The sequence below is a fragment of the Deltaproteobacteria bacterium genome (genome assembly GCA_005879535.1).
In the GTDB taxonomy this organism is placed as follows: Bacteria; Myxococcota; Myxococcia; order Myxococcales; family 40CM-4-68-19; genus 40CM-4-68-19.
In genome coordinates this window covers 23,342-50,012 of sequence record VBKI01000061.1, presented here as the reverse complement: position 1 = coordinate 50,012, position 26,671 = coordinate 23,342, and the positions used below count along the sequence as shown (strand labels likewise).

Here is a 26,671-nt window from a genome sequence, read left to right as displayed (position 1 = left end):
ACGACATTGGCTTCCCCTGACTCCATCTCCGTCCAGCGCGCTGCCGGCGCGGCGCTTCGCGCGCTCAAGCGGCGCGGCGCTCCTCCCAACAGGCTGACGCGTGCGGGGCGGGCGGAGCCGCTCAGGCCAGCGCTGGCCATCGAGGCGTTGCTCGCCGCCATGCGGGCGCAGTTCGGACTCCCCGAGCCGACCGCGAACGACCTGCTGCGGCCGGCGCTCGCCGACTGGCGCGACGCCGTCGGCTGCGCCGATCCGCTCCTGGTGCCAGCCGATGTCCTCGGACCTGCATCCGAAAAGCACCTGGTCCCGATCCCGATGCCGTCCTGGTGTGCGCCGCTCGTCGATGCCGGCGTCATCCGTCTGGACGGTCCGGCCGCGCTGGACGGCCCCCGCGTCGTGCAGCCAGCGTGGCTCGCCGTCGTCCGCGAGTCCGAGCTCACCGCCGTGGAATGCTTCCCCTTCGTCTTCGCCGGTCGCTACGGATCGGGGGCCGCATCGCTGCGGATCCATCTGGCGCTCTCGCCACCGTTCCTCTCCCCGGGATGGCGGGGCACCGTCTGCCTTCGCGCCGGAGCGCAGCGCCTCGACGGCTCCAGGACGCCCGTCCGGCTCTGGCTGGGCGCTGCGGCATCGCCGGGCTCAACTCCCAACGGAGTGACGGGCGAAGGCGCGGTCACGTGGGCGATGCCGCGCCTGGCCAGTTCCGTCGTCGCGGACTGGCCGGCAGACTGGCAGAGGTGGGCGGTGTTGCGCGTCCGCGAAGGGCGGGAGCCCCAATCCCTCTGGGATCTGCCGGCGCTCTGGCGCGCGTGCGTCGGGTCGGCGCCGGAAGCGGCCCTCGCTTCATCGGCCTCCGCGGCGGCGGGAACCCTGCGGCTCGCAGTCGACATCGGAAGTACCTCCACTGTCGTCGTCGAAGAAGACAGCGCCACCGCAGGCGCGGTCGGCGCGAAGCTGTTGCCGCAAGGCGCTCACCGGCCCACTCCCTCCGGTTTCCGGCGGCTCGGAGGCGACCCGGCGACGGCCTATCGCGTGGGATGCGGGGAGCACCTGCTCGCGCCCGGCGGACAGCTTCCGACGGCACTCGCGGCGCCGGGTGCCGCGGCGCTGGCAGCTCTCTTGCGGGGATCGCCCGACGCCGCGGACCAGCTCTGGCTGCCGCAGGCGCCCACCGCCGAGGACGAGGGCGGCCCGCTGCTGATCGATCGGTTCAAGTCGCCCGACCTGCTCCTGCTCTCCGACTGGCTCGCGCAGCTTCCGGAAGCGACCGCCGATCGCGCCGAGGTGAGCCGCACGCTGCTCGAGACCTTCGCCTACCAACTCGGCCGCACCCTCGCTCTTGCGCACGCCGTTCCGCTGGCGGCGCCCGAAGGAGGCCGATGGACGCTGCGGCGGCCCCGCCTCGCATCGGCGGAAGCGGTGGTCACCTATCCGGAGTGCGCGTTCGACAGCGGCGCGACGCAGCCGTTCAGCGCCGTCTACGAGCGCGGCGCCAGCCAGCTTTGCCGCGGGCTCGAGTCCGCATGGGAAAGCGCGGCGCATCGTCTCGTCGCCGATCCCGCGGCGGCCCGGGCCGCGCGGGGGCGCACGCGCGACGACCGCCATCCCATCGAGACGTACGTCGATTTCGGCGGCCTCACCCTCCAGGTCACCGTTCGCGTTCCTCATTCGCCGGGACGGCCCGCTCCGTTCATCCCCGGAACGTCCAGCAGCTTCCTGCTCGGGGGCGAGCGCCTGATCGACGCCGCCGCCTTCGCCGCGGCGGACCGCGAAGCGCCCGGCACGCTGCGGGATGCGTACCGCGCCACGGCGCGGCACTGGCGGGCGCTGATCGCGAGCGGGGGAAGACTGCACGGCGACGAAGCGGAACGGCACCGCGCGGTGGCGGACGCCGTGCTCCACACCGTCCTCGCGCTGGTCCGCCGGCAGCTCGAAGGCACGCTTCGCCGCGCCGCTCCCGATCTCACCGCGATGCGTGGAGCGGGAGTGCGGCTCTACCTGCTCGGCGAAGGCTGGAAGCTCGTGGCCATGGACGTAGACGACGAGCTGCGCGAGGCGGAGACGCTGCGCCGGATCGAGGAGCGCCTTCTGCAGGCGCCGCTTCTCTCCGCCGCCCCGCTGCAGCTCCAGCGCATGACGAAACGGCGCGTCTGCGAAGGCGCGCTACGCGTGCGCGCCGGCGACGCGCCGGCCGATCCCGCGCTGGAGCTGCAGGGCGTGGACGTGGCGTCCGGGGACGAGCTGCGCCAACGATGGTTCGGGCTCGCCGACGCGGCTGCCGCTCCGGACCCCGACGTCCTGCCGCACCGCCAAGACGCCTGGTGGCGTCAGTTCGCGGGCGGCTCCGATTCGCTCTTGCGCGTCGAGCAGTGGTTCAGCGGGCCGCCTTCGACGTCGCCGTTCCAGACCGGGCTTCTCGGCGGAAACCTCGCGTTCGATGCCCGCCGTCCCGTGCTGAAGCAATGGATCGACGTCTCCGGCCCTTCGCTCGTCGCGCTGCGCATCTGGCAGAGGCTGACCGTACAGCCTCAAGCGTAGCCGCAAAGCCGCGCCTCCGGTGCGGCAGCGGCTAGTTCACGATGAAGGGATCGACCCGCCTCGTCACCGTCACCTTCGCCAACGAACCCGACAGGCCGCCGGCGAGGTCCAACTGGTTCGAGCGGACGATGATCACGCGCTGGTTCGTCCGGGCTGGATTGTCCGTGCCCGCGATGTCGTAGGATCCGGTGTCGGAGACGTCGGCGGCGTTGAAGTCGCGGGTGGTGATGGTGACCGACTGCGCCACCGAGGGCGTGGTCCAGCTCACGTGCAGCGGCTGGCCGGCGGAGACGGTGCTGTTGACCGTCGGCGCATTGATCGCGTGCGCGCCGGGATAGCCGAGCACCACGCCTTGCACCTGGTCAGTCCCCTTGACCACCGAGAGGCTCAGGTCGCCCGAGGGGTACGACGTGCTCGAACCGGTGTAGTTGCCGCCGCCCGCGTCCGTCAGCGACACGGCGCCGAAGCTGACCGTTGCTCCGGTCACGCCAGCGTTTTGCCCGTTCTTGACGGTGACCAGGTAGTTCGTGGACGGAGACGTGTCCGAGGCAGTCACCGTTGCGGTCGCAGTGACCAGCAGGGTCGACGATCCCGAACCGGCCCGGTTGCGATTCGCCGCGATATTCGAGCTACCCCCACAAGCGGCAACGACGGCGGCGACGAGGACGATCCTTTTCATGGTCTGCTCCTTTGAGTCTTCTTTTCACAGAGCACAGGATCGGCAGGCGAGGCCACGCGACATTGTGCGAGGCGCGGAGCACGCACTCCCACTCCCGCCACGAATTTCGTGCGATAAGGTGCGCCTCTCCGGGAGGTCCCTTGCTGCTCGCGCTGGTGCTCGCCGTCGGTCCCGTTCCCCCGGACGTTGCGCAGAAGCTGGTGGGCGGCGCGCTCACCAGCGGGGTCGCTTACGCGCGGCTGCAGGAGCTGACGGACACCGTCGGGGCGCGGCTTTCCGGATCGCCGGGCGCGGCTGCGGCGGTGCAATGGGCGCTGAAGAAGCTCCAGCAGGATGGTCTCGCTGCGCGGACGGAGGCGGTGAAGGTGCCGCACTGGGTCCGCGGCGAGGAGACGGCCGAAATCCTGGCGTCGCCGGGCGGCATCGACCACCGTCTCGCCCTCACGGCGCTGGGCAACAGCATCGGCGGCAGCGCCACGGCCGAGGTGGTCGAAGCCCGCTCCGTCGCGGAGATCGCGGCTTTGGGCGCGGCGGTGCGCGGGAAGATCGTCTTCTTCAATCACACCATGTCCGCTCCCGCCGACTACGGAAAGTTCGTCGAGATGCGGTCCCATGGTCCCTCCGCGTCCGGACGGGCCGGCGCGGTCGCGGTGTTGCTGCGGTCGCTGGCGACGGCTTCGTTTCGCTCGCCGCATACCGGATTGACCATCTACGACGCGGACGCTCCACGCGTTCCCGCCGCGGCGGTCAGCACCGAGGACGCCGATCTGCTGCATCGCCTTCTCCAGCGAGGACCCGTCCGCGTTCGGATCGCGCTCGGATGCCGGATGTTGCCGGACGCTGACTCGGCCAACGTGATCGGCGAAGTGCGCGGGCGCGAGAGGCCGGACGAAGTGGTCTTGATCGGCGCGCATCTCGACTCCTGGGACCTCGCGCAGGGCGCGAACGACGACGGCGCCGGCGTCGCGATGGTGATGGAGGCGGGGCGGTTGATCGCGTCGCTTCAGCAGCGCCCGCGCCGGACGCTGCGCGTCGTGCTCTTCATGAACGAGGAGAACGGCCTCGCCGGCGGAAAGGGATATGCCGCCGCGCATCAGGCGGAGCTCGGCCGCCACGTCGCCGCGCTGGAAGCGGACAGCGGCGCCGACCGGCCGTTGTCGGTGCGGCTGCGCACCGGCGAGGGCGGCAACGCCATGCTCGCGCCATGGCTCCTGCCTCTCGAGTCGCTGGACATCCATCTCGAGGAGGGCGACGCGGGCGGCGCGGACCTGACCCCGATGGATGGCGCGCTGGTGCCACTCGTCAGCGTTCACCCCGACGTCACGCACTACTTCGACATCCACCACAGCGCCGCCGATACGCTGGACAAGATCGATCCGGAGAATCTCGCCAAGAACGCCGCGGCCATCGCCGTGGTCGCGTACGCGCTGGCCGAGATGCCGGCGACGTTGCCGCGTCCGGCGGCTCGGCCGGCGACACATTAGATCCACTGCAGGAGGCGCCATGCAGACGCTGCGAAGCTTCGTCGGAGGACGCTGGGTCGAAGGGAAGGAGCCGTTCTCGACCCTGGTGAACCCCTCGACGGAAGGACCGCTCGCCCGCACTTCGAGCAACGGGATCGATTTCGCTGAAGCGGTGGAGTTCGGTCGGTCGCAAGGCGGCCCGGCCGCGCGCCAGCTGACGTTCGCGCAGCGCGGCGAGCTCTTGAAGTCGTGGAGCAAGGCGATGCACGTGGCGCGCGACGAGCTGATCGGCCTCGCCATGCAGAACGGCGGCAACACGCGCGGGGACGCGAAGTTCGACATCGACGGCGCCATCGCGACGCTGGCGCACTATGCGGAGCTCGGCGCGCAGCTCGGGTCGCTGCGCGCGCTGCGCGACGGCGAGGCCGTGCAGCTCGGCCGGACGGCGCGGTACGCGGGCATCCATCTCTGGGTCCCCAGGGACGGCCTCGCAGTTCACATCAACGCCTTCAACTTCCCCGCCTGGGGCACCTGCGAAAAGGCCGCCTGCGCGCTGCTGGCAGGAATGCCGATCCTGAGCAAGCCGGCCACCAGCACCGCTCTCGTCGCCTGGCGCACCGCAGAGCTCGGCGCCGAGATCCTTCCTCGCGGTGCCTTCCAGTTCGTCTGTGGATCGCCGGGCGATCTGCTCGACCGGCTCGGCCCGCAGGACGTCGTCGCCTTCACCGGTTCGTCGCAGACCGCGGGAAAGCTGCGCGAGCAGCTCGCGCGGCGCGGCGCCCGGCTCAACGTCGAAGCCGATTCGCTCAACGCGGCGGTGCTCGGGCCGGACGTGCAACCCGGCAGCGCCACCTGGGACGTCTTCGTCCAGGACGTCGTTCGCGACATGACCCAGAAGGCCGGACAGAAGTGCACCGCGGTCCGCCGGATCTTCGTCGCCGGCGACCAGCTTCCGGCGGCCCGGGAGGCGCTGATCGAGAAGCTCTCGCAGGTCCGGGTCGGGGATCCCGCGCGCGCGGAAGTGACCATGGGTCCGTTGAGCACCGCCGATCAGCTGCGCGACGTCCGCGCGGGGATCGCGAAGCTCGCCTCCGAGGCCGACCCGATCTTCGGCGGCGACGGGACCGTCAAGGCGATCGCGCCCGAGGGAAAGGGATACTTCGTCTCGCCGGTGCTGCTGCTCTCGCGCGACCCGGCAGCCGCGAAGATCATGCACAAGGACGAGGTCTTTGGACCCGTTGCCACGCTGGCCCCAGCGCGATCGCCTGCCGATCTCGTCCGGCGCGGCGGCGGCGGGCTCGTCTGCTCCGTCTACAGCGACGACCGCGACTTCCTCCGCGAATGCGTCCTCGCCATCGCGCCGTACCACGGCCGCATCTACATCGGCAGCGAGAAGGTCGCGGGCCAGACGCTGGGGCCCGGCACCGTCCTGCCGCAGCTGCTGCATGGCGGACCGGGACACGCCGGCGGCGGCGAGGAGCTCGGAGGCCTTCGCGGCCTGCAGCTCTACTCTCAGCGGGTGGCGCTCCAGGGCGACCGCGCGTTGCTGGACGCGATCGCCCCCGCCCTCGAGCAGCAGAAGCCCTGAGCGCCTGCTAGTTGCCCGACGCGTGAGTGACGGCGTTGAGCGCGTTCACCTGGCCTTTTCCGTACCAGGAGTTGTAGCCAGGGCCACCCTGACACGCCGCGAACAAGCCGCTCTCGGTGCCGGTGCCGAAGACGGTCTCGTACGTCGGCGGAAGGAAGACCGGGCACGGCTGCGGATCTGCTGTCTGGTCGAGGTACGCCTTCACGCGCTCGGGACTCATCTTTCCGTTCTGCGGGTTGTTCAGGTTGCCGAAGCGGCTGACGATCAAGGCGGCGACGCCGGCGACGTGCGGCGATGCCATCGACGTTCCCTGGAGGTAGCAGTAGACGACCGTCGGCTCTTCGGGATCGCCGATGTTCTCCTTCACGCTGCGCGTGCACGGCTTGTTCGGCGGGTACGTCGAGAGCACGCGGCCATTCACCGCCTCCGGCGTGCGGCCGAACACCGAATCCCCTCCCGGTGCGGTCAACTGGGCCACGCCGACGCCGACATTCGAGTAGAAGGACTTCAGATATCCCGTGATGAGGTTGCCGTTCGCATCTGTCTGCCGGGCGTTCCCCACGGCGGTGACGCCGATCACCCGCGGGATCTCCACCGGAATGACCACGCATGCGTTGGTCACCTCCCGCGTCACCGGAGTGGTGTTATCCGGGCTGGTCGCGTCGACAGTCGGGTGCGCGAGATCCTCGCTCTCGTTCCCCATCGCGGCGACCACCGTGACTCCCTTCGACTGCGCGAACTGGATTGCCCGCTGCTCCGCCTTCCAGATGGCGCGCTGGACCGGGTCGTTGCGGCAGTTGAAGAGATACGGATCGGCGAAGTAGCTGTTGTTCGTCACGTCGACGTGGTGCGTCGCTGCCCAGACGAACGCGCAGATCACCGCTTCGGGAAAGAAGAAGCCGGCGGTGTTGCCCGCCTTGATTCCGGCGATCTTGACGTTCGGCGCCACGCCGACGATTCCGAATCCGTTGGCGGCGGCGGCGATGGTTCCGGCGGTATGGGTGCCGTGGCCGTTGTCGTCCTGTGCCGCAAGTCCGGGCACCGGCACTCCGCTCACGCAGTTGACGCTGTTGGCCACGTCGATGTTCTGCCTCAGGTCCGGATGGTGGAAATCGATTCCCGTATCGATGTCGCCCACCAGCACCGCGGGGCTGCCGCCGGTGATCGCATGCGCTTCCGGTGTGTGGATCTGCCGCATGTCCCACTGCAGCGCCGAGAGCGAGTCCGTGTCCGTCGCTGGCGCATTCGGAAGGTCGCCGGGCGGCGGCCCCTCCGCATCCATTTGCGTGTCGGGTAGTCTGGTCGCGAAACGCTCCGTCGCTGCAGCGTTCTCGATCCGGTTGTCCTTGAGCAGGTTGTCGCGGAACGAAGCGTTGTCCGACTTCGCGATCACGACTCCGATCTGGGGATACTGATAGACGACAGAACCCCCGGCGTTCGTGACCGTCGCCTCGACGTCGCGGGGCAGGTCCTGCTGCTTGTAGAGCACCACGTAGTTGGAACCGAACGCCGCGGGCGCGGCGAGCGCCGCCAGAACGAGCGCCAGTCCTCGCACGATTGCATTTCGCATGATGGGACCCCCGTTTCCTTCCGGAGGCAGGGGACAAATGCCACTGCGCTGGCAAGGTCAAGTCTGGGAGCGTTACGCCAAGGCGGTTTGCAGGGCACTCGCCGCCTTGCTCACCATGGTTCAGCGATTCGGAACGGCAGACTCTATCGCGCGGAGTGCCAGAGGGCGAAGAAGTGGGCTGCCTCGCCGACGAAGCTCTCGTGCCGCGGGCGCCAGTCGAGATCGTTGCGCGCCTTCTCGCTCGAGATCTGCTGGTCGAGCGTCAGCGCTTCCTGGTACGGAGTGCCGTCGGGTTGCTGCGGCTGGATCTTGCCGTCCTTGCCGGCGGCACGCGCGGCGGCCTCGGCGATCTCGCGCTGCGTCAGCCGCGACGCGTCGGCGGCGTAATAGACGGATCCGGCGGGCGCGCGCTCGACCAGCCGCACGTACAGCTCCGCCAGGTCGTCGATGTGGACCAACGGCCAGTGGTTCTCGCCGGCTCCGACGGTTTGGGCAGCGCCATGCTTCAAAGCGGTGCCGAAGAACATGGCCGGGATTCCGCCGCGGGCGCCCCCGTAGACGATTCCGGGGCGGACGACGACGGAACGGATCCCGTCGCGCGCCATCTCCAGCGCTGCCTGCTCGTGCGCCGGTCGCCAGGAGACCGCGCGCGCGGGCTTCGCCGGCGTGCTCTCGTCGGCGACGCCGTCAGTCGGTCCCTGCACCCAGCAGCCGCTCGTATAGATGAAGGTCGCCCCCACCTGGCCGCGCAAGAGATCGCGGGCACTCGAGATGGTCCGGCGATCGAGCTCCGGTCCCTGCGCGGACCAGTCCTGCGCAACGTGAACGAACGCCGCACGTCCCCACGCGGCCCCCGCGTAGCCGGCGGGGTTGCCGAGCTCGCCGACGGCGAGCTTGACGCCGGCCTTCTTCAGCGCCTCTCCCTTTGCTTCCGAGCGGACGAGGGCGAGCACGTCGTGCCCGGCTTTCTTCAGCGCGAGCGCGACCGCAGAACCGATGTACCCGCTGCCGCCCGTGAGGAAGACCTTCATGCACCCTCCAGATGGGAGCGCCCTGTGTACGCCGGGCGCAGCGGCGCGCCAAGAGCAAACGTGACCTGCGTAGCCGGCTTCGCACCGCCACCGCTTGTACGCGGAGGCATGTGGGTGTAACGGCTACATGGATGAAAACCAAGTGCCGGGATTGTTTCGAGTTTGTGTCGTAACGCGCCGCAGCGGTTCGCGGCCTCACGTTTGCTACTCACCACCGTCCAATGGGCAACGTCGAGCGTCTTCCAGCCCGCAGCGCCGATCGCGTCGCGGTGCTCCTCAACGCGAATGCGAGGAGCGTCTCCGATACGCTGAAGCGCGAGCTGGAGAACTTCGTCCCGCCCGAGGATCTCTATTACTCGCGCAGCTTCGACGACGCCCGCTCCATCTCCCGCCAGGTGCTCGACAAGGGTTACCGCACGGTGCTGACCGGCGGCGGCGACGGAACCTTCGTCGGTTACGTGAACTGCCTCTTTGACCAGGCTCAGCAGCCGCGCGTCGACACGGCACTTGGCGCCTTCAAGCTCGTTCCCGTTCCGGTCGGCGAAATCCTCATGCCCCGCTTCGGCGTGCTCAAGCTCGGCACCGGCAACGCCGTCGCGGATTACGTGGGCGCGAGCGGGAGGCGAATCGGCGTCGTCGAGGACATCCTCCGCGCCCGCTCCGGAGAGGTCTCGGTCGCCCGGCCGCTGCACCTCATCCTCCACGACGGGAAGCGCGCTCCCTTCGCCGGGCTGGGGATCGACGCGGCGGTGCTGAACGACTACGTCAGCCTGAAGGAAACCGTCGGGCCCGGCGGCCTGGGCTACTTCTGCTCGGTGGTCGGGAAGACGCTCCCCTCGTATCTGCTCCAGCGGGGAATCCCGCAAGTCGAGGTGCTGAATCTGGGCGGCCGCGCGCAGCAGCTCGGTCCGGACGGCAAACCGGTCGGCCGCGAGATCGAGCATGGCGAGGTCATCTACCGCGGGCCGTGCAAGATCGCGGCGGTCAGCACCGTCCCCAACTACGGATTTGGTTTCCGCGCCTTCCCTCACGCGCTGCGCGCTCCCGGCAGGTTCCAGCTCCGTCTCACCGCCATCGGCGTTCCCAAGGTCCTCACTCATCTGCGCACACTCTGGCGCGGGGGACCGGCGCCGACGGGGGTTCTCGATTTTCAATGCGACAAGGTCTCCGTCCGGTTCGACCGGGAGATGCCGCTCCAGGTCGGCGGCGACGCGGAAGGATATCGCCGCGAGGTGGTCTTCGAGATGGCCGAGCGCCCGCTCGAGCTGCTCGATTTCCGCGCCCGTCAGTCCTTGAGCAGCGAGTCCATGTAGCGATCGATCCGCTCCCGGAAGTCATCCCCGGAATCGACGAACTGCACCCCGACGCCGGGCATCTTCCCGCCCACGGCGAGCTGGCGGTGCACGACGATTCCGTTGGTCGTCACCGGCGCGGGATTGTCCGGCAGGTTCACCTCTACCTGCACCACCGTCTCCAGCGGCGGCGGATCGTCGGTCTGGATGAAGATGCCCCCACGGCTGATGTTACTCGCGTGCTCGAGCACGAAGTCGCGCGCGCTGCGGAACCGGACGGCCAACGTCACCGCGTGGCGGGCAAAGCCGCGGTGGTTGCCGTCCTTCTGGTCGCGATCCGAGAGGAGGTGCGAGATGCGCATCCGCGCCTGGGGATCGACGACGATGAAGTCCGCCCAGAAACCGGCGTCCCCCGGCGCTCCGGCTTTCGCCCGCGCCACCCGCCCGATTGCCACTTCCGGCACCGCGATATTCGGCAGGTAGAGCGCCATCGACACGCGCGCGCCGACCTGTGGAGGCGCCAGCGAACGCACCGCGATGCCGAGGGGGCTGAGCTCGCGCGACGTGGTCTGGACCGCTACCCCTTCCGACACGTACCGCACTGGAAAGACGAAGTTCGTCGACGGCATTCCCTGTTGTCCCTTCAAGCGGCGTGCCGCGAATCGGCGCAGTGGTTGTCGTCCCTTACAGACTGGACGCAAGATTGCCCGAGGCCAGCTCCCCAGCCGCCAGCCAGAAGTCTGGCCCGACTCACAAGACGTTAGAAGCGAGCTCTGCCAGCGCGGAACGCTCACCTTTCGTCAGGGTGATGTGTCCGGCCAGGCGCTCGTGCTTGAACTTGTTGACCACGTGGACGAGGCCATTGCTGGTCGAGTCCACGTACGGATTGTCGATCTGATACGGGTCGCCGGTGATGACGATCTTGGTGTTGTCGCCGACGCGGGTGATGATCGTCTTCACCTCGTGCGGCGTCAGGTTCTGCGCTTCGTCGACGACGATGTACTGGTTGGGAATGCTGCGCCCGCGGATGTACGTCAGCGGCTCGATGGCGACCAGTCCCAGATCAATCAGCTCCCGATAGCTGCGTCCCGCCTTCTTGTCCGCCCGAGAAAGGCCCATCAGGAACTCGACGTTGTCATAGATGGGTTGCATCCACGGGTTCAGCTTCTCCTCCACCGTGCCGGGAAGAAAGCCGATGTCCTTGCCGAGCGGAAAGACGGGCCGGCTCACGAGCATCTTCTGGTAGACCTGCTCCTCCATCGTCTTCTGCAAGCCTGCAGCGATGGCGAGCAGCGTCTTGCCGGTGCCCGCCTTCCCCACGATGGTGACGAGCTTGATCTCGTCGTTGAGCAAGAGGTCGAGCGCGAAGCTCTGCTCCTTGTTGCGCGGCCGCAGCCCCCAGGCGCCCTCTTTAAGCGACTTGAGCAGCGGGACGAAGCGGCCTTTCTGCGCGTTGTACTTGCTGAGCGCGGTGTGGTTCGGTGCGTTCCGATCCTTGAGCAGCGCGAACTCGTTCGGGTAGACGCCGTTGATTCCGTCGGGTGGCGCCAGCTCGCCGCGGGCGTAGAAGTCGTCGATGTCGCCCTTTGCGACCTCCAGCTCGCGCACCCCCATGTAGACCTCGGGGTTCTCGATCTTGTCGTTCTCGTAGTCCTCGGTCACCAGCCCCAGCGCGTCCGCACGGATGCGAAGGTTGATGTCCTTGGTGACGAACACGCAGCGCAGGTTCGGCTCGCGCTCCTTCACGTCGATGGCCAGGGCGAGGATGCGGTTGTCGGCGACGTGCTGGTTCATCAACTCGCGCGGAAGCTCGCGCTCGGTGAAGAGCACGCGCAACGTCCCGCCGTTTTCCAGCGGAACGCCCTCGGTCAGGCTGCCGTTCTCCTCCCGGAAGGCGTCGAGATCGCGCGACACCTGCCGCGCGTTGCGGCCCAGCTCGGAGAGATCACGCTTGAACTTGTCGATCTCCTCGACGACGTAGATGGGGATGATGACGTTGTTGTCTTTGAACTGGAAGAGGGCCCGCGGATCGTGGAGCAGGACGTTGGTGTCGAGGACGTAGTTCTTTCTCAACCTGGGCTCCCGGGTAAGAACGAGCGTAGATCGCCACGGACGCCGGGGGAAGCGGGATTTGCGGCGCAAACGCGGTTTCTTCCGCCCTGTTTCGCGCGGTAGAGCGCCTTGTCGGCTGCGTCGACCAACTGCTCCGCGCCGTCGCCGCTGCCGGGCCAGGTGGCGAGCCCTGCGCTCAGGGTGATGCGCAGCGCTCCCTGGTCGGTCGCGTGCGGCGCTGCCCCCACTGCCTTGCGGATGCGCTCGGCGATGGCGTGCGCGCCCCACCCGTCCGTCTCCGGCAAGATCAGCGCCATCTCCTCGCCGCCGTAGCGCGCCACGATGTCCGTCTCGCGCGCCTGATGCGCCAGCATTGCAGCGACGCTGCGCAGCACGGCGTCGCCCGCGGGATGTCCATGGCTGTCGTTCACCTTCTTGAAGTGATCGATGTCCAGCAAGAGCAGCGAAAGTGGCCGGCCGTACCGCTGGGCTTCACGAAGACGGCCGAGAAGCTGCGCGTTGAACGTGCGCCGGTTGAGCAACCCCGTGAGCCCATCGGTGGTCGCGAGGTGCTCCGCTTGCTCGTAGAGGCGCGTCCGAACGAGCGCTTCGGCGGCCTGGAGCGCCAGCATCGCCAGCTCCTTCTGGGCCGGCTCCGGGAGCCCTTCCGGATCTCGCGAGCCGCAGACCAGCGTCCCCACCACGCTCTCGCCGGACTTGAGGGGAAAGATCTTCAGCGCGGACAGGCCGCGCACGACCGTCCCCGCATCGAAGATCATCACCCGATCCATCGCGCCGAGCGCGCGTCCGGGAAGCGGCGCTCCGAGCTTGACCACGTTGCTGACCAGGCCGGCATTGTCCGGGAAGGTGAGCTCGAGCAGCGCGGAAGCAGTGTCGCCAGCGACTGCGACGACGCGATGGCCGCGGTCCTCCAGCACCGTGATGGCGCAGAGGTCGAGCGCCGCGCACATCTGCCTTGCCTGCTCGATGGCGGCCTGTGCGGCCTGCTGCGGCGTGGTGGTCTTGTTCAGGTCCTCGAGAGCGCGGAAGAAGCGGGCCTTCTCTTCCTTTTCGCGCCGGACGGCGCCGAGCAGCCTTTCGGCCTCGACCGCGCGGGTGACCTCGCCCGCGAGCGCTTCGAGGACCCGCTGCTCGTCCTCCGAGAACGGAGCATTGCGATCGGCGACGAGCGCGCCGATGAGGCCGCCGCCGCGCTCCTGCAAGGGCACGCCACAGAAGGCGACGACCGGAGAGCGGCCTTCGTAGTAGGTGAGCTGCGGCGCGCCATCGTCGAGTCGGACGGCGCGCTGCGCGGAGAGGACCGCGCCCAGGGCTCCCTCCCGGGAGGGAAGCGGTCCGCGAAAGAGCTTGTCGCTCGTCGAGGCGCACTCGCGCAGGCGCGCGCTCTCCCCCTCGGGCGAGAGGAGAAAGACCGCCACCGTGTGCGGATGCAACGCCGCCTCGGCGACGGCGAGCGCGCCGCGCAATACCTCTTCCACTTCCGCCACGCCGCCCAGCAAGTGGCGCTCTTTGGCGTCCGGCCCGTCCGACGACACGGCCACCAGGCGCAGCTCGCGGGCGCGTACTTCGGCCTCCTCGATGCGCTTGCGGACGGCGAGGCCTTCTGCCCGGCGCGCCGCCGCGAGCCGACCGCCGAGGAGCAGATGGTAGAGCGCCGCGAACAGAGCGGTGAACGAGGCGTGAGCGACGGTTTGCGGCCACTGCCCTGCGAGCGATGCGTCGAGAGCGATCAGAACGGCCAGCAGGGGGATGGCGAGACGGAGAGGCAGAAGAAGGACGTAGCCAGCCGCGAGCAAATACATGAGCGGCTGCAGGGGAGGCGCGAGCTGGATGATCGCCAGCACCGCGAGCGCGCAGAGGAATCCGTTCTCGATCGCGTGCCATGCCCTGCGCTGCGTCGAGAGGCCCCAGCGGGCGACGGCGGCCGCGACGGCGGCGACGAGGATCGCCCACGGCGCTGGTTTGGTGGTTGCGAAGGCCCCGCAGAGAAGCAGGATGCAGAGCGCGGCGCAGGCGACGGGAAGCGCGCCCAGGGCCGCCCATTTGCGCGCTGTGCCCGTCCGCGGCGGCATCGCGTCACTCGAACTTGAAGAGGACTTCGTCCTGCCGCACGTACCCCAGTTGCTCCCGCGCGGCCCTCTCCAGCGCTCTGGGTTGCAAGGGTGGGGAGAGCTCGCGGACAGTCCTCGCCAGGCGAGCGTTTTCCGCCCGGAGCTCGCGGTTCTTCTGCTCCTGTCTTTCGATGTCGGCGGCGAGGCGCTCCAGCCGCCGCAAGCCCTTCGGATCGGCCAGCGACATCGCGCTCATGCACAGCGAGGCAGCGAGAGCGCCAAGCAGCAGCTTCTTCCGCGACGAGAGCTTCTCCAGCATCTCCCGCCGACGCTACACCGGGGGTTCGATGGCGCAAGAAAACGTCAGCGCGACTCGAACGCGTTCTCCAGCTCTTCCATCAACAGGTCGTACACCCGGCCGGAGATCTGCTCGAGCAGCTCGTCGCCGTCGGGCAGCTCGTCCTTGCCGCCCGCCTCGTGGCCGCGGCTGCGCGTGCGCTTCGCGGTGTGGATGCCGGAGGAGGCTGCGGTGCCATCGGAAGCCAGCCGGAACCCCGGCTCGGGGCGGCGCAGGTTCAGCGTCTCCATCTGCGGCCCGTGTCCGTAGCTGTGCTCCGCGTGCAGCGCCTCGCCCTCCGCCGTGCGCACGTCGAGGTTCGCACGGCCCTTCTGCAGCACGTGGGTCAGCTCGTGCGCGATCAGCTTCTGCCCTTCCACCGTCGTCGGGTTGAAGCGGCCCGGCGCGAAGAAGATGTGGTCCTTGACCGTCACAGCCTCCGCGTTGAAGCGCCGGGTCACTTCCGCGGCGCCTGGTCCAGTATGGACCCGCACGCCGGAGAAATCGTCGCCGAGGAACGACTGCATCTTCGAAAGCGTGGTGACGTCGAGCCGGCGCGGCTCGTCGAACGCCGATCCGAGGGCGACCTTCTGCGGCGACAGCTTTCCGTCGATGCCGTCGCCGCTCTTCGACGCCTTGAACAGGTTGACGAGGCCGCCGAATTTTCCCAGCGCCGACTTGCCCTCGCCCATCCAGTGGTCGGCTTTCTTCAAACCGCCGTGGGCGGCCTTCGCTTCGTCGTCTACCCAACCCGCCGCGCCGCCGACCTTTCCCGCATACCCGGCGAGCGTGTGCAGGCCCATCTTCTCGAGGAAGCCCTCGGCCTGACCGGCATATCCCTGGACCTTCTCCGCCGCGCTCTCCACCTGCGAGAGACCGTGCATGCCCGTCTCCGCGTAGTGCATTCCCTTGCCGAGCAGGCTGGAACCCTTGCGGGCCCATCCGGCGATCCGGTCGGCGAATCCCTCCAGGCGGTCGAACACCCGAGCAAAGAATCCACGGTGAGAAGGCTGCGCGTGCGGAGGATGCACGTCCGCGCGGCCGCCGGGGCGCCCGCGGCGATGGTGCACGACCAGGGCGCCCTCGGCGGGGATGAAGGCGCCGAACACCTCGGAGAAGAGCTTCACGCCCTCGCCGGACCCGAGCCAGGTCTCGAGGGCAGCGGGATCGACCTCCTGCAAGTCGTCGACGGGCACGTCACCGCGCGCCGCCCCCTTGTCGACGTGGATCCGTCCATCGTTGCCGTCGAGGATGCCGTCGATCAGCTCACCGACGGGATCGTGGTGCGCGTGGCCGCGCCGGCCGGAAGGCGCGTGCCGGCGATCGTGCGCTGGCTCCGGCCCCGCATCCAGTCCATGGAGCCCTTTGACGAACTGCGAGAGATGCGCGCGGATCTCCAGATAGTGCTTGCGCGCGCTCGCGGCCTGCTTCGCGAGCTGGGGATCGTTCGCGGCCGCCTGCACTGCCCTGTCCACCTCGACGCGTGTCTGCTCACTCATCGCGCGCAGCGCATGCACCCGGTCAGCGGCCTCCTTCGTCCGCCCGGCGTGCATCAGCCGCTCGATCTGCCGGATCGCGGCGGTGATCTGCTTGCCGAACGCCGTCACCCACTGGAGCGCGTTCTGCACGGCCTGCGCCGGATTGACCTCCGCCTGCGGGTGATCGCCGCCGCCGAACAGCCCTTTGACGAGCTCCCAGCCGCCGTGCACCGCCCCGCGAACGTCGTGGACGAAACGCTTGCCTTCCTTCCACAGGGCGCCCGCGTCGTGACCGAGGTGTTGCCCTTCATGGAGGGCGTGTTCGAGCGCACCCTCCTTGTGGTCGGCGTGCACCGGCTTCTTTCCGTGCACCTTCTCGATCTGCTTCGCGTGATGGCCCTGCGCGGCCTCGAGCCCCTGGCGGAAGATCTCGTGCCCTTTGTGCAGGAACTTCTTGCCGGTCTGCGCCATGTCGAGCGCCTGGTGCAGCTTCTCATGGCCTTTCCCGGCCCCTGCGCCGACCTGGTGCACGAGCTCGCCCAGCGCGGAGTCTTCGCCGAGTATCTGGCTCACCTGCCCGGCGACCGAAGCCACCTTCTCCAGACCTGAGTCGATCTTCTTGCCCGCCCCAATGCCCTTGTGCAGCGCTCGTTCGGCGGTCGTCAGCCCGGAGTCGATCCGTTTGCCCGCCTTGATGGCCTGCTTCTTGTATTTCTCGATCGCTGCAAGTCCATGCTTGGCAGGCTTTACAGGCTGCGCAGAAGCCTCGAGCTTGCGCATCGCCTCGTCGATCAGCTTGTCCTGCATGCCGCCGCCGGTGAGGAAGTCGTGGGCGGCCTTGTCCTTGCGGTACTTGGCCTTCAGCGCCTCCAGATCGCCCTTCGCCTTCTTCGCCTCGGCGAGCACCTTCGCGACCTGCGCCTTGGCGTCCGGGTCGCGCAATGCCGCGCCGAAGCTCTCCACCTTGGTGCGCACGGCGTAGATGGCCCTCGTATTCTCGAAGATGTCGGGGTGCGTGCTCTCGGCGATCCCGAAGCCAGAGACGGCGACCTGCGCCCCGAGCCCCTTGGTGTCCGCGATCCGGGTGTGCAGCTTTGCCTTCGTAGCCCGATGCCACTCCTCGTAGAAGGCGATCTCCTTCTCGTATTTTTCGTTGCCCTTCGCCAGCGTTTTCGCCTCGCGGATGGAGAGGGCGATCTCCTCGCACCGCGACCCGAGCCCCATCAGCTCGATGCTGGCCGCATTCGCCTGGCCCTTGTGCAACGACTCCTGGATCTTCCGCTGCGACTTGCCGTACTCGGTCTCGAACTTCTGCACCTGGCGAGAGACGGAGCCGATGCGCTCCCACGCGCTTGCCTTTGGCGGCGCGACGTCGTGGGGCGACTTCCGCGGAGTGCGGCGCCCGTCCAGGTACGTGAGGGGCTCGGGCTCTCCGTCTTTGTGAACGCCGGGGATCTTCTCGATCGCCTCGTGCGTCGCGCCCACCTTGCGGTTGAAGTCCTGGGCCACGCCGATGCCGGTTTCGAGATGGTCGTGGATGCGGTCTGCTCGATCGGCGACACGGGTCAGGTACCGCCCGAATTCACTGTCTTCGCCGAGCACGTCCGCACCCTGCCGGGCGACCGCGATGGCCTTCTCGAGTCCCGACTGCACCTTCTCGGCGCCGCTGAGCCCCTTCTCGACGACGTCGTGCACCTTGCCCAGCCCGTCGTGAACGCCCTGCGCGACGCGGCGGCCCTTGCGCACCAGATCCTGCCCTCGCGTGACCGCCTTCTCCAGCGCCGTCCGCTCGGGCCGCGGATGCCTGCGCCTGCGCGTGGCCTCGGCGAGGTGCAGCTCGGGATGCTTGCGCCGATGGTCTTCCAGCTTGAGCCGCGCGAGGTGCTCGAGCGCGCCCTTCTTTCCCGCGCGCAGATCCCGGCGCGCCATCATCTTCTCGTACGCCTTGCCGGGATCCTTCACGCCGGCGTAGGCGAGGCCCTTGTCGAGATAGCCGTGGTACTTCGAGAGCGTGTCGGACGCCGCGTGGCCGTATCCGAGCGCCCTCTGCAACCGGTCGTCGCCCTGGCCCGCCCAATCGCCGAGCCGGCCGACGAAATGGCCTGCCGCGTTGTCGCCGACAACGTCGGCGAGGCCCGGCGCCAGGGTATGCACCTCCGAGAGGACGCCGTGGATCTGGTCGCCGGCGCGAACCACCTTGTCGAGCGCATGCTGGGCCCGCGCCGCCTTCCCGCTCACCCAGATGCCACCCTTGACGCCCTTGCTGCCCAGTTTTTCCAGCGCGGCGAGCGTCTTGCGCGCGCGGGGATCCGCCATCGCTTTGCCCTTGAGCAGCTTCTCGGCCGTGGTGAAGCTCTTCAGTTTCTTCAGCGCGTGGAATGCGCCGGGATCGAACGAGTCCAGCGCGCCGCCGGCGGCGCCTTTGAGCGCGTCCTTGAGCGAGCCACCGGACGCGACGGCGGTGATGCCACCCTGGAGCGCGCCGATGCCGATCTTCGCCAGCGGTCCGATCTTCAGGAAGGGGATAGCGCCGGTGAGCGCGCCGCCCGCCGCCGAGGCCAGCACCGCCTTCCAGTCCTTGCCTTCGCTGATGGCCTGCATCGCGCCGATGCCGGCGCCGATGACGGCCTTCACCACGATCCCGCCGGGAATGAAGCTGGCGGCGAGCGACAGGCCGGTGACGAGGAGCTGTCCGGCGGGACTCTGGAGGAACTTCGAGGTGGTGTCGTACGCCGTCTTCAAGCCGGCCCAGGCCTGGCCGGCGACGTGCTTGGTTGCGTTCCAGACCTTGGAGAGGCCTCCCGCCTTCACGAAGCCGTAGCCCTTCTTGACGGCGTATCCGAGAGGCGTGTGCTGCGCGGCCGTCTTGAGGAAACTGAGCCCTTTCCTCAGGCCCGTGCCGACGGCCCCGACGACGCCCGTCTTGCGCGTCCATTCCAGCCCGGAGTGGACTCTCTCGCCGAGCCCGTGCGCCGCTCCGCCCGCCTTGCGCTGTGCCCAGGTGGCGGCGCCCCGGACGGCGTGGAGGCCGCCTGCGGCGACGTGCGCGAGCGCATGCCCCGCGTGACGGACGAGCCCGAGGGTGGACCGGCCGATGTGTTGGGCGGCCTGCAACCCTCCGCGCGCGACGGATGTGGCGCCCCGCGCCACGGCTCGGCCGACTTGCGCAGCGGCCCGGACACCCATCTCGCTGGCGCGGTTCGCGAAGCTGCTGATGCCCTGCCGCGCGGCGCCGGCCAGGCCGGCCACCGTGCCCGTCGCCCGGGTCACCGTCTGGGAGACGCCGTGCAGCGCGTGCGACACCTGGTCGGAGACGTTCTTCTTCAGCCAGCTCCCGAAGCTGAAGCGCGGCCGATGGCCTTCGCTGACCAGCGTGTTGAACGTCGTCACGGCGTTCCAGAGGTGGCTCGAGCCGCGCGAGGCGAGATAATGCTGCGCGGCCTGTCCAATCGGGAGCCCGTGTCCCCGCTGCGCCGTTTCGCAGAGCGCCCGCAGGGCGCCTCCCGGCGCGAGATGGGCGGCGAACCCCGCCGCTTTCGGATTCTCGCGGAACGCGCCGAGCAGTGCACCGGCAGTCGCCTGCGCAGGCACCGGCCCTTTCCGTGCGCGAGCCGCGAGCTGCTTCTGCCTGAGCTCCGCCTTCGCCGCCAGCTCTCGCAGCGGCGTCCCGGAAACCTGGAGGCCGGCCAGCGGATGCGATTCCTTTGGCGCGACGCCCGGTGGTGCAAAACCTGCCGGATGCGCCGCTCCGAGCGCATGGAGACCGCCGGAAAGGATCGCCGTCGTTCCCAATGCGCCGCGGATCGGCTGCGGTTTGAGCGACAACGCTCCGAGGCCCGAGTCGCTCCGTTTCTTCAACTCGCTGGAGAGCTGCGCCTGCGCGATGCGGTGAAGCTGCGCCCTGCGGTCCTCGATGTGCTTGCGGATCTCCGCGCTGTGCCCACCGCCTCCGGCGCGGGCGGCCACCGAGTTCATCCGCTGGATGATGGAGCCGACCGCGTGCGCCCCTTCGAGCACCTCGTGCCGCGCCGCTCCGCGCAAGCGCGAGAGGATCGCGTCCATCCGCGCCAGGTTCGCCCGGAGCTCGCCGGTCGTGCTGTCGGTGAGCGTCCGGTGTGGCGCGGTGGCGAGATGCGAGAGAGTCTTTTCCACGCGCGCCGCGACCACGTCGCGCTGCTGATGGTTGCGCTCGAGCAGCCGAGGCAGATCTCCCTTGCCGTACCGCGCCGCGCGGTGCCCGGCGGGTTGGGGCTTTCGCAGGTCAGGCTTGCCCGGCGGCAGCGGAGGGATCGGCTTCGAAGGAAGATTGCGAGCGACCGGCGTGGACGCCGGCAGCCGCACGATCACCGGCGCCGGCCGTCCGTCCGTCAGCCGGCGCAAGTCGGGCAGCGGAGGCTTCTTCACTTCGTATTGCTGCGGGGGCGCTGCCGCGGCCTTCTGCTGTTCGGCCGCCTCGCAATCGCGTTGTGCGGTGAGCCACGCCTGGCGCAGGCGTTCGTACTTCTCGCGCGCGCGATCGCGCTCCTTCTGCAGCTCCAGGACCTCGCGATGCTGCTGCTGCAGGAGTCCTTCGTGCCGCTGCGCTTCCGAGAGCATCGCGGTGGTCTGATCGATGGCCGGCTTGCGGAGCTCGAGGAGCCGGACCAGGGGATCGCGCCGCCGTCCGGAAAGCTGCGCCAATTCATGGCCGAGCGAAGTCCAGGCGTCGACGCAGAAATCGAGATCGTAGTCCAGGTCGAACCGCTTGCTGCGCTGCTCGAGGCCGCCGAGGCGCTCGCGAATGCGATCGATCTGCTCCTTCGGTGTGCCGTCCTGCTGCAGCTCGGGCCGTGCCCGCTCGACGGCCTCCTCCAGCGACTCCGCCGCGTCAGACCAATGATGCAGGGCCGGCCAGAGGCTGTCGTCCTTGCGCGCCTGGTCGACGCGCTCGTCGAGTTGCGCGGCCTCGACCGATGCCTTCAGCATCAGGCGGCGGAGATGCTCCACCTCGAACCGGCTGGGCGCGCTCGGCAAGTCCCTCTCCCCCGATACTGCTCAGGCCGCAGGCACATGTAGTTTACCGGAAGGAAAGGTAGTCGTTCAACGCATCACCGAATTCCCCCGGAGAAACGCGAGGATCTGCGCGCGCTCGTCGGGGTTCAGGTGCGTTTTCTTCTCGGTCTGCATCTTGTCGAGGACCGCCGGCCAGTCCTTTCGCTCGCCGGGCTCGTACGCCCGGTGGCATGCGGTGCACTTCGCCCGGTACGTCCGCTCCTCTTCCGAGAGCGGCCGCGATGGCGCCGAGCTGCAGGCCGCCGCCATCGACAGCACCAGGCCGGCGCGGACCTTCACAAGTTGATCCCGAGCACCGAGCGCACGAAAGTCGCTCCGGCGCTCTCGCCGAGGCCGAACCCCGCCCCGATCTGCAACCAGAGCTTGCTGGAGGCGAACGACACCGAGGGCCCCGCAAAATAGCTCCCTTCGGTGACGCCGCCTGCGGTCTCCTGGATGGTCCAGAACTCGGCGCCGAGCCGAAGCTGGGGAAGGACCTCGTACCGGGCGCCGGCGTCGATTTCCCAGAGATGTCCCTCTCCGGCGTGGAAGAGCTTCTGCTCGGCCACCAGATTTGCGACCAGCGCGAAGCGGCCGAAGTCCTTCTCCAGGATCAGCTTCTCCTCGGTTTCGAACGGCTCGGTGAAGTTCGCCGGCCGTTCCACTTCGAAGTAGAGCTCGACGTCCACCGGCAGGACGTTCTTCTCGAACAGGCGGTAGCGCGTCTCCAGCCGCCAGGAATCGAAGCGGAACGAGTCGCCCGGCTCCTGCGCGAAGACGTGGTAGAGGGCCAGGTCCCAGTGGTCCGTCAGCCCGTACTCCAGCTCGATGCGGTGGACGGTGGCGGCCTGGTCGAATCCGCCGCCCTTCGGCGCCTCGATCTCGTTCCAGATCTCCAGCTCGAGGTTGCCCTGGGGCTGTGTCATGTACTCGTAGGCGCGGATCATCGTGCGCCGGTCGGCCCGTGCGGCGGGGGCGAGGAACGCGCAGGCCAGAAGCACGTTGAGACCGATTGTGATTCTCATTCTCAGTCGCACCACAGGGGCCATTTCGTTCTCGTTCGACTGCGGGTTGGACTATCGCTGGCGGTTGCGGACGTCCGACTGCCGCTGCTGGCAGGCGGCGCACAGCCCGTACAGCTCGAGCTTGTGGTGCGTGACGGTGAAGCCGTGCTCGCCGGCCACCCTGTCTTGAAGTTCCTCGATGCGCTCGTTCTCGAACTCGGCGATGTTGCCGCAGGAGGTGCAGATCAGATGGTCGTGGTGGTGCCGGTCCAGCGCCGCCTCGTAGCGGGTCTGGCCGCCCTCGAAGTGGCGGGCGGAGGCCAGGCCGGCGTCGGTGAGGATCTTCATCGTCCGGTAGACGGTAGCGGCGCCGATGCTGGGATCGCGCTGCTTGGCCTTCTCCACCAGCTCGTCCACCGAAAGGTGGCCGGTCTGGGAGAAGAAGGTGTCGACGATCAGGTCGCGCTGCCGGGTGGCCTTCAGCCCGCGCGACGCGATCCAGCTCGCGAGCCGCTCGCGGGCAGTTGAGGTCAGGGCTGTCTTTCGCTCGCTGCGCTTCATATTGAAATTGATTCTCACTCTCGAAAACTGTAGTGCCGGCGCTTCCGGGCGTCAAGGCAAGCGGCATTTCAGCGCAGCCAGCCCCGCTTCCGACCCTCTTCCCTCCAGGCGTCGGGATCCCTCCCCTCGTCGTGCCCGGCGAGCCGCACCAGCGCCGCGTGCGCCCGCTCGCGGACCGCGGGGTCGGCGTCGTCCAGCCGGTCGATCATCTCCGCCGCATATCGCGCGCCGTCGCGGCGGTATCCGGCCACCTCGACGGCCAGCGCGCGCACGCGCGGATCGGGGGACGCCATCAAGGCCGGCACCTCGTCTACCGGCGCCGAGGGCGGCCTGATCTTCTGCCGCGTCGACGGCAAGAGCAACACCCAGATCAGCGCACCCAGGCCCACCTGGAAGAGGCCCGTCGCCGCCGGGTACTTCTTCGCCCGCATCAGCGCGAACCGGTAGAACGTGAAGATGGCGAGGAAGATGCCGAAGATCGTGGGGGCGACGCTCCGCGTCCAGTACGGCAGCGTCCGGCCCGCCACGGGACCGCCGGACCAGAAGGTGAACAGCGCGGAGAGCGCCAGCAGCGCGTAGAGCGCCGGCCGCAGCACCTGCACGAACGCCAGACCTGCCCGGACGCGCAGGCGGCGAGGATCGGCGGCGCTCTCGCCCACGCCGGGTCGTTTACCCCGAGGCGGAGCCGGCGTCCAGAATGACCGCGATGCGGTTGAGCCCCTTGTTGGCCTGCTCGTAGCGGCCGTCGGAGAACGCGGAAGTCACGTCCTTGAGCAGCTTCTCGATCTCGCCGCGCTGGATGTCGGACAGCTTCGCGGTGCCGCGCGCGCCCTGCAGGCGGGTGATCTTCGCCTCCACGAATCGCTGATCGACGCGCAGCCTCGCCACCGCCTTCACCAGGTCGTTCAGCAGGTCCATGGCGCGGGCGAAGTCGCGCTGCCGGCGCGCCGCGAAGATCTCCGCGTTGAGCGGCTGATCTTCGGCCGGCAGGTCGCTGACGAGGATGCCGCGGGCGTCGAGCTCGCCGAGCAGCCTCTTGTGCTTCTCCTCGACCATGGCGGCCTTGGGGACCGCCCTGCGGTCGCGATACTCGGGCGGCGGACCCTGGCGCTCGAACGCGGCCACCGCCTTCTCCCGCAGCGCCACGTCCTTGAAGCGCTGCGCGAGGTCCCGCTCGTGCGAAGCGAGCTGGGCTTCGCGCTCAGCGACCTTGGCTTCCCGCGAGGCCACCGCAGCGCCGCGGACGTCGAGCGCGGACTGGGCGGCGCGCTGCAGGTCTGCATCCACGGCCCGCTTTTTCGCCTCCACCTCGATCTTCTGCGCCTGCAGGGCGGTGACGCGGACGCCGAGCTGGCCTTCCAGGGCCTGCGACTGGCGCAGCTCCTCTTCCAGCCTGCGGCGCTGTTCCGCGTCCGCCGCCGCCTTCAGCCCCTTGGCCAGGTCGGCGATGCGCTGGTCGAGCTGAGACTTGTCTTTCTGCAGCGCCTCTTCGCGCTCGCGGACGGACTTCTCCAGCTGCTCCACCTCTTTGCGGTCGGCCTGGACGATGATGGTGAGCTCGTCCGGAGCGCCGGCCTTGTCGTCGTCGCAGGCGGCGAGCGCCACCAGGAGGACCGCCGCGAGCAGCCGTTTCACGCGGCCTCCGTGGCGACGACCTTGGTCCGGCGGATCTCCCACAGTGGGACCGGCTTGGACTTCCCCTTCAGCTTGACCGGATCCCGCGGTGCGGCGTCCACTTCCAGCGCGACCTTGTCGTAGACGGGCTGCGAGACCAGCACCTCTCCCGCCCGCGCCTGCGATTCGAGCCGCTGCGCCAGGTTCACGGCGTCGCCGATGACCGTGTACTCGAGCCGCTTGGCGGCGCCGAGGTTGCCCGCCACCGCCTCGCCGGCGTTGATCCCGATCCCGAACCCGACGGTGGTCAGGCCGCGCTTCGTCCGCTCCGCGGAAAGCTTCTTCGCCCGCGCCTGGATCTCCAGCGCGCAGAGCACCGCGGAGCGCTCGCCCTGGACCGCGTGCTTGGGGGCTCCCCAGATGCACATCGCGGCGTCGCCGATGAACTTGTTGACCGTCCCCCCATGGGCAGCCACCCGATCGACCACCACGTCGAAATACTCGTTGAGCAGCGCCACCACCTCGGTGGGCGTCAGCTTCTCGGAGATGGTGGTGAAGCCGCGGACGTCGAGGAAGAGGACCGCCACGTGGCGCACTTCGCCGCGCAGCGAGAGATCGTCGGTCTCGGAGAGGATGCGCTCGGCGACGTCGCCCGAAACGTAACGCCCGAGGGTGCCGCGCAGGCGCTCGCGCTCCTTCAGCCCGAGCGTCATCTCGTCGAAGGAGCGGGCCAGGTCCCCGATCTCGTCGTTGGTACGCGTGCTGGGGGCGGCGGTGATCTCGAAATCGCCTTCGCGGACGCGGCCCATCGCCGCGGAAAGATCGGTGAGCGGCTGGGCGATCCGGCGGGCGATGGAGAGGGCGCTCATGACCGCGAAGAAGAGCGTTCCGGCGAGCACGAAGGCGTCACGGATCAACGAACGCCGGAGCTCCGAGTCGATGGCCATGGTGGAGAGGCCCAGCTCGAGGCGGCCGATGGTGGAGTGACCGGGGCCGCTGTCCGCCGTCAGCTTGATGGGCAGGCGCCGGATGCCGGACTGCCGTCTGCCCACCGCCAGGTATTCGAGCGCGTGGGCGCGGTCGCGCAGGTACAGCTGTGCCAGCTGCTCGGAGGCCTTGCGCAAGAGCGGCACGTTCGCCAACGAGGCCGCGGAATCGAGGTTGCCCCGGTCGTCCCAGAGGAGCGCATAGACGATCTCCACGCCTTGGACCCGGCTGGAGTTTTCGACGAGGGCGTGGACGCGCGTGGGGTCGAAATGGGCGCCGTCCGCGCGCAGGTCGATCCCCAGCGGCAGCGCCGTCTTCACCAGCTGCGACGCGAGCCGCTCCTGCGCCTTCAGCTTTGCCCGCCAGGGCAGGATGACCGTGAACAGCGCCACCAGCACCGTCGCCAGCAGGATCAGCCCCCCTGCGAAACCGGCGATCTTCAGGCGAAGCGGAAAACGGCGCATCGGCATCGGGGGTCCAAGTTTCGGCCCCCGCGGCGGGTCGTGGCAAGTATTCGGGTTGACTTGTCAGGGGCTTTTCGTAGGTTGCGCCGCCCGATGCCGCGCCTGAACGAACGTGCTCGACACCTACTCGGGCTGTTCGCCTACCACCGAGACGCACCCCTCGTGGCACGGGCCCTCCGGGTTCCGCTCGAGACGCTGGACGCCGAGCTGACCTCCCTGGGTATCCGCGCCAAGGCCTACCGCCTCTCGCGCGGTACGGACGCGCAGATGCCGCGAGCCGCCGCAGTGGAGGCACCAAGCGGACCCCCCGTCCGGCGCCGGTCCCGGGAGGCGGCAGCGCCGCCGCCGGCGCCCTCGCCCGAGCCGAAACCCGTGGAGGGCGAGGCAGCCATGCTTCGTGCGCTGCTCGCCGAGGTTGGCCCGCGCCGCGCCGCGCTCGCCGAGCGCCTGGGCACCTCCGGCGGCGCGCTCCTCGCCCGCTTCCGGGCTGCCGGCCTCGAGCGCGAGCTGGCGCTGCGCGAGCGCGACCTGATCCGCGCGCTCTGGTCCAAGCATCGAGTGTCGGAAACGAAGGTGGCCGCCGAGCTGAACATCGCGCCGCAGGAGTTGCGGGAGCTCCTGGTCGAGCGAGGCCTGTCCCGCGAGTTGGAGGCGCAGCGCGACCGGCTGCGGCGCGAAGCGCTGCGCCGCCGCTGGCCTCGCGACCGGATCGAGCAGGTCCTCGACCGGCGCGACGAGCTGCGCGCGCTGGGGATCCTGGAAGCCCTCGACCGGGAGGTGTCGGTGCGCGCCGGCGTGATCTGGAACAGCCTGCGCGGCAAGCGCGATGCCCTGGATCTATTCGCGAAGAAGCTGCATCTCACCCGGGCCGAAGCAGTCCGGCTGCAGAAGCTGCTGCACCTGAGTTAGG

19 protein-coding genes are annotated in these 26,671 nt (G+C 69.1%); 5 read left to right on the top strand and 14 right to left on the bottom strand.

Features of this window, described 5'->3' with window-relative positions; all coding sequences use genetic code 11:
• Nucleotides 1-6: 6 nt before the first annotated feature.
• Nucleotides 7-2,538: a hypothetical protein gene (locus tag E6J58_10685; protein ID TMB37783.1), complete on the top strand. Its 2,532-nt coding sequence runs from the start codon at nt 7-9 to the stop codon at nt 2,536-2,538.
• Nucleotides 2,539-2,569: 31 nt separating this feature from the next.
• Here the strand turns inward: E6J58_10685 and E6J58_10680 are convergent, their stop codons facing one another.
• Nucleotides 2,570-3,217, bottom strand: coding sequence for a hypothetical protein (locus E6J58_10680; protein ID TMB37782.1), 648 nt, complete (start codon nt 3,215-3,217; stop codon nt 2,570-2,572).
• 38 nt (nt 3,218-3,255) lie between these two features.
• Here E6J58_10680 and E6J58_10675 point away from each other — a divergent pair, with 38 nt between their 5' ends.
• Both E6J58_10675 and E6J58_10670 read left to right on the top strand, forming a co-directional pair.
• On the top strand, nt 3,256-4,701 hold the full coding sequence (locus E6J58_10675; protein TMB37799.1) for a M20/M25/M40 family metallo-hydrolase: 1,446 nt from the start codon (nt 3,256-3,258) through the stop codon (nt 4,699-4,701).
• A 19-nt stretch (nt 4,702-4,720) separates the two neighbouring features.
• On the top strand, nt 4,721-6,268 hold the full coding sequence (locus E6J58_10670) for a 3,4-dehydroadipyl-CoA semialdehyde dehydrogenase (protein TMB37781.1): 1,548 nt from the start codon (nt 4,721-4,723) through the stop codon (nt 6,266-6,268).
• A gap of 7 nt (nt 6,269-6,275) precedes the next feature.
• On the opposite strand, the gene E6J58_10665 is transcribed toward E6J58_10670, so the two are convergent.
• Both E6J58_10665 and E6J58_10660 read right to left on the bottom strand, forming a co-directional pair.
• Entirely contained in the window at nt 6,276-7,838 is a 1,563-nt protein-coding gene (locus E6J58_10665; protein ID TMB37780.1) for a hypothetical protein, read from the bottom strand.
• A gap of 143 nt (nt 7,839-7,981) precedes the next feature.
• The gene (locus tag E6J58_10660) at nt 7,982-8,869 is read right to left on the bottom strand and encodes an NAD-dependent epimerase/dehydratase family protein (GenBank protein ID TMB37779.1); all 888 of its coding nucleotides are present in this window, start codon (nt 8,867-8,869) and stop codon (nt 7,982-7,984) included.
• Nucleotides 8,870-9,090: 221 nt separating this feature from the next.
• Here E6J58_10660 and E6J58_10655 point away from each other — a divergent pair, with 221 nt between their 5' ends.
• The gene (locus E6J58_10655; protein TMB37778.1) at nt 9,091-10,182 is read left to right on the top strand and encodes a hypothetical protein; all 1,092 of its coding nucleotides are present in this window, start codon (nt 9,091-9,093) and stop codon (nt 10,180-10,182) included.
• On the opposite strand, the gene E6J58_10650 is transcribed toward E6J58_10655, so the two are convergent.
• From E6J58_10650 to E6J58_10600, 11 genes are all read right to left on the bottom strand, one after another.
• Complete coding sequence (locus E6J58_10650) at nt 10,155-10,790, bottom strand: TIGR02266 family protein (protein TMB37777.1); 636 nt, start codon at nt 10,788-10,790, stop codon at nt 10,155-10,157. The genes E6J58_10655 and E6J58_10650 overlap by 28 nt on opposite strands.
• Before the next feature lie 121 nt (nt 10,791-10,911).
• Entirely contained in the window at nt 10,912-12,234 is a 1,323-nt protein-coding gene (locus E6J58_10645) for a PhoH family protein (protein TMB37776.1), read from the bottom strand.
• On the bottom strand, nt 12,231-14,306 hold the full coding sequence (locus E6J58_10640; protein ID TMB37775.1) for a diguanylate cyclase: 2,076 nt from the start codon (nt 14,304-14,306) through the stop codon (nt 12,231-12,233). Before E6J58_10640 ends, E6J58_10645 begins: the two co-directional genes overlap by 4 nt.
• Before the next feature lie 4 nt (nt 14,307-14,310).
• Nucleotides 14,311-14,604, bottom strand: coding sequence for a septum formation initiator family protein (locus E6J58_10635; GenBank protein TMB37774.1), 294 nt, complete (start codon nt 14,602-14,604; stop codon nt 14,311-14,313).
• A gap of 44 nt (nt 14,605-14,648) precedes the next feature.
• Nucleotides 14,649-21,113 (bottom strand): DUF4157 domain-containing protein, encoded by a 6,465-nt coding sequence (locus E6J58_10630; GenBank protein ID TMB37773.1) that lies wholly within the window; start codon nt 21,111-21,113, stop codon nt 14,649-14,651.
• 66 nt (nt 21,114-21,179) lie between these two features.
• The gene (locus E6J58_10625; protein ID TMB37772.1) at nt 21,180-21,431 is read right to left on the bottom strand and encodes a hypothetical protein; all 252 of its coding nucleotides are present in this window, start codon (nt 21,429-21,431) and stop codon (nt 21,180-21,182) included.
• Entirely contained in the window at nt 21,428-22,156 is a 729-nt protein-coding gene (locus E6J58_10620) for a hypothetical protein (protein TMB37771.1), read from the bottom strand. The genes E6J58_10625 and E6J58_10620 overlap by 4 nt, the downstream gene beginning before the upstream one ends.
• Before the next feature lie 51 nt (nt 22,157-22,207).
• Nucleotides 22,208-22,696 carry a transcriptional repressor gene (locus E6J58_10615; protein TMB37798.1) on the bottom strand — a complete coding sequence of 163 codons (489 nt, stop codon included), beginning with the start codon at nt 22,694-22,696 and terminating at the stop codon, nt 22,208-22,210.
• Between the two features lie 68 nt (nt 22,697-22,764).
• A complete protein-coding gene (locus E6J58_10610) occupies nt 22,765-23,355 on the bottom strand; it encodes a HEAT repeat domain-containing protein (GenBank protein ID TMB37770.1) in 591 nt (196 codons plus the stop codon).
• 10 nt (nt 23,356-23,365) lie between these two features.
• Nucleotides 23,366-24,331, bottom strand: a complete 966-nt coding sequence (locus tag E6J58_10605) for a hypothetical protein (protein TMB37769.1) — start codon at nt 24,329-24,331, stop codon at nt 23,366-23,368.
• Nucleotides 24,328-25,767 (bottom strand): adenylate/guanylate cyclase domain-containing protein, encoded by a 1,440-nt coding sequence (locus E6J58_10600; protein ID TMB37768.1) that lies wholly within the window; start codon nt 25,765-25,767, stop codon nt 24,328-24,330. Before E6J58_10600 ends, E6J58_10605 begins: the two co-directional genes overlap by 4 nt.
• Before the next feature lie 156 nt (nt 25,768-25,923).
• Here E6J58_10600 and E6J58_10595 point away from each other — a divergent pair, with 156 nt between their 5' ends.
• Nucleotides 25,924-26,670, top strand: a complete 747-nt coding sequence (locus tag E6J58_10595; protein ID TMB37767.1) for a hypothetical protein — start codon at nt 25,924-25,926, stop codon at nt 26,668-26,670.
• Nucleotide 26,671 lies beyond the last annotated feature (1 nt).

Excerpts from the sequence above, each read along its gene's own strand:
- E6J58_10680 (TMB37782.1), bottom strand. The coding sequence starts at position 3,217 with ATGAAAAGGATCGTCCTCGTCGCCGCCGTCGTTGCCGCTTGTGGGGGT.
- E6J58_10670 (TMB37781.1), top strand. The coding sequence starts at position 4,721 with ATGCAGACGCTGCGAAGCTTCGTCGGAGGACGCTGGGTCGAAGGGAAG.
- E6J58_10665 (TMB37780.1), bottom strand. The coding sequence starts at position 7,838 with ATGCGAAATGCAATCGTGCGAGGACTGGCGCTCGTTCTGGCGGCGCTC.
- E6J58_10660 (TMB37779.1), bottom strand. The coding sequence starts at position 8,869 with ATGAAGGTCTTCCTCACGGGCGGCAGCGGGTACATCGGTTCTGCGGTC.
- E6J58_10655 (TMB37778.1), top strand. The coding sequence starts at position 9,091 with ATGGGCAACGTCGAGCGTCTTCCAGCCCGCAGCGCCGATCGCGTCGCG.
- E6J58_10650 (TMB37777.1), bottom strand. The coding sequence starts at position 10,790 with ATGCCGTCGACGAACTTCGTCTTTCCAGTGCGGTACGTGTCGGAAGGG.
- E6J58_10640 (TMB37775.1), bottom strand. The coding sequence starts at position 14,306 with ATGCCGCCGCGGACGGGCACAGCGCGCAAATGGGCGGCCCTGGGCGCG.
- E6J58_10635 (TMB37774.1), bottom strand. The coding sequence starts at position 14,604 with ATGCTGGAGAAGCTCTCGTCGCGGAAGAAGCTGCTGCTTGGCGCTCTC.
- E6J58_10620 (TMB37771.1), bottom strand. The coding sequence starts at position 22,156 with ATGAGAATCACAATCGGTCTCAACGTGCTTCTGGCCTGCGCGTTCCTC.
- E6J58_10615 (TMB37798.1), bottom strand. The coding sequence starts at position 22,696 with ATGAAGCGCAGCGAGCGAAAGACAGCCCTGACCTCAACTGCCCGCGAG.
- E6J58_10600 (TMB37768.1), bottom strand. The coding sequence starts at position 25,767 with ATGCCGATGCGCCGTTTTCCGCTTCGCCTGAAGATCGCCGGTTTCGCA.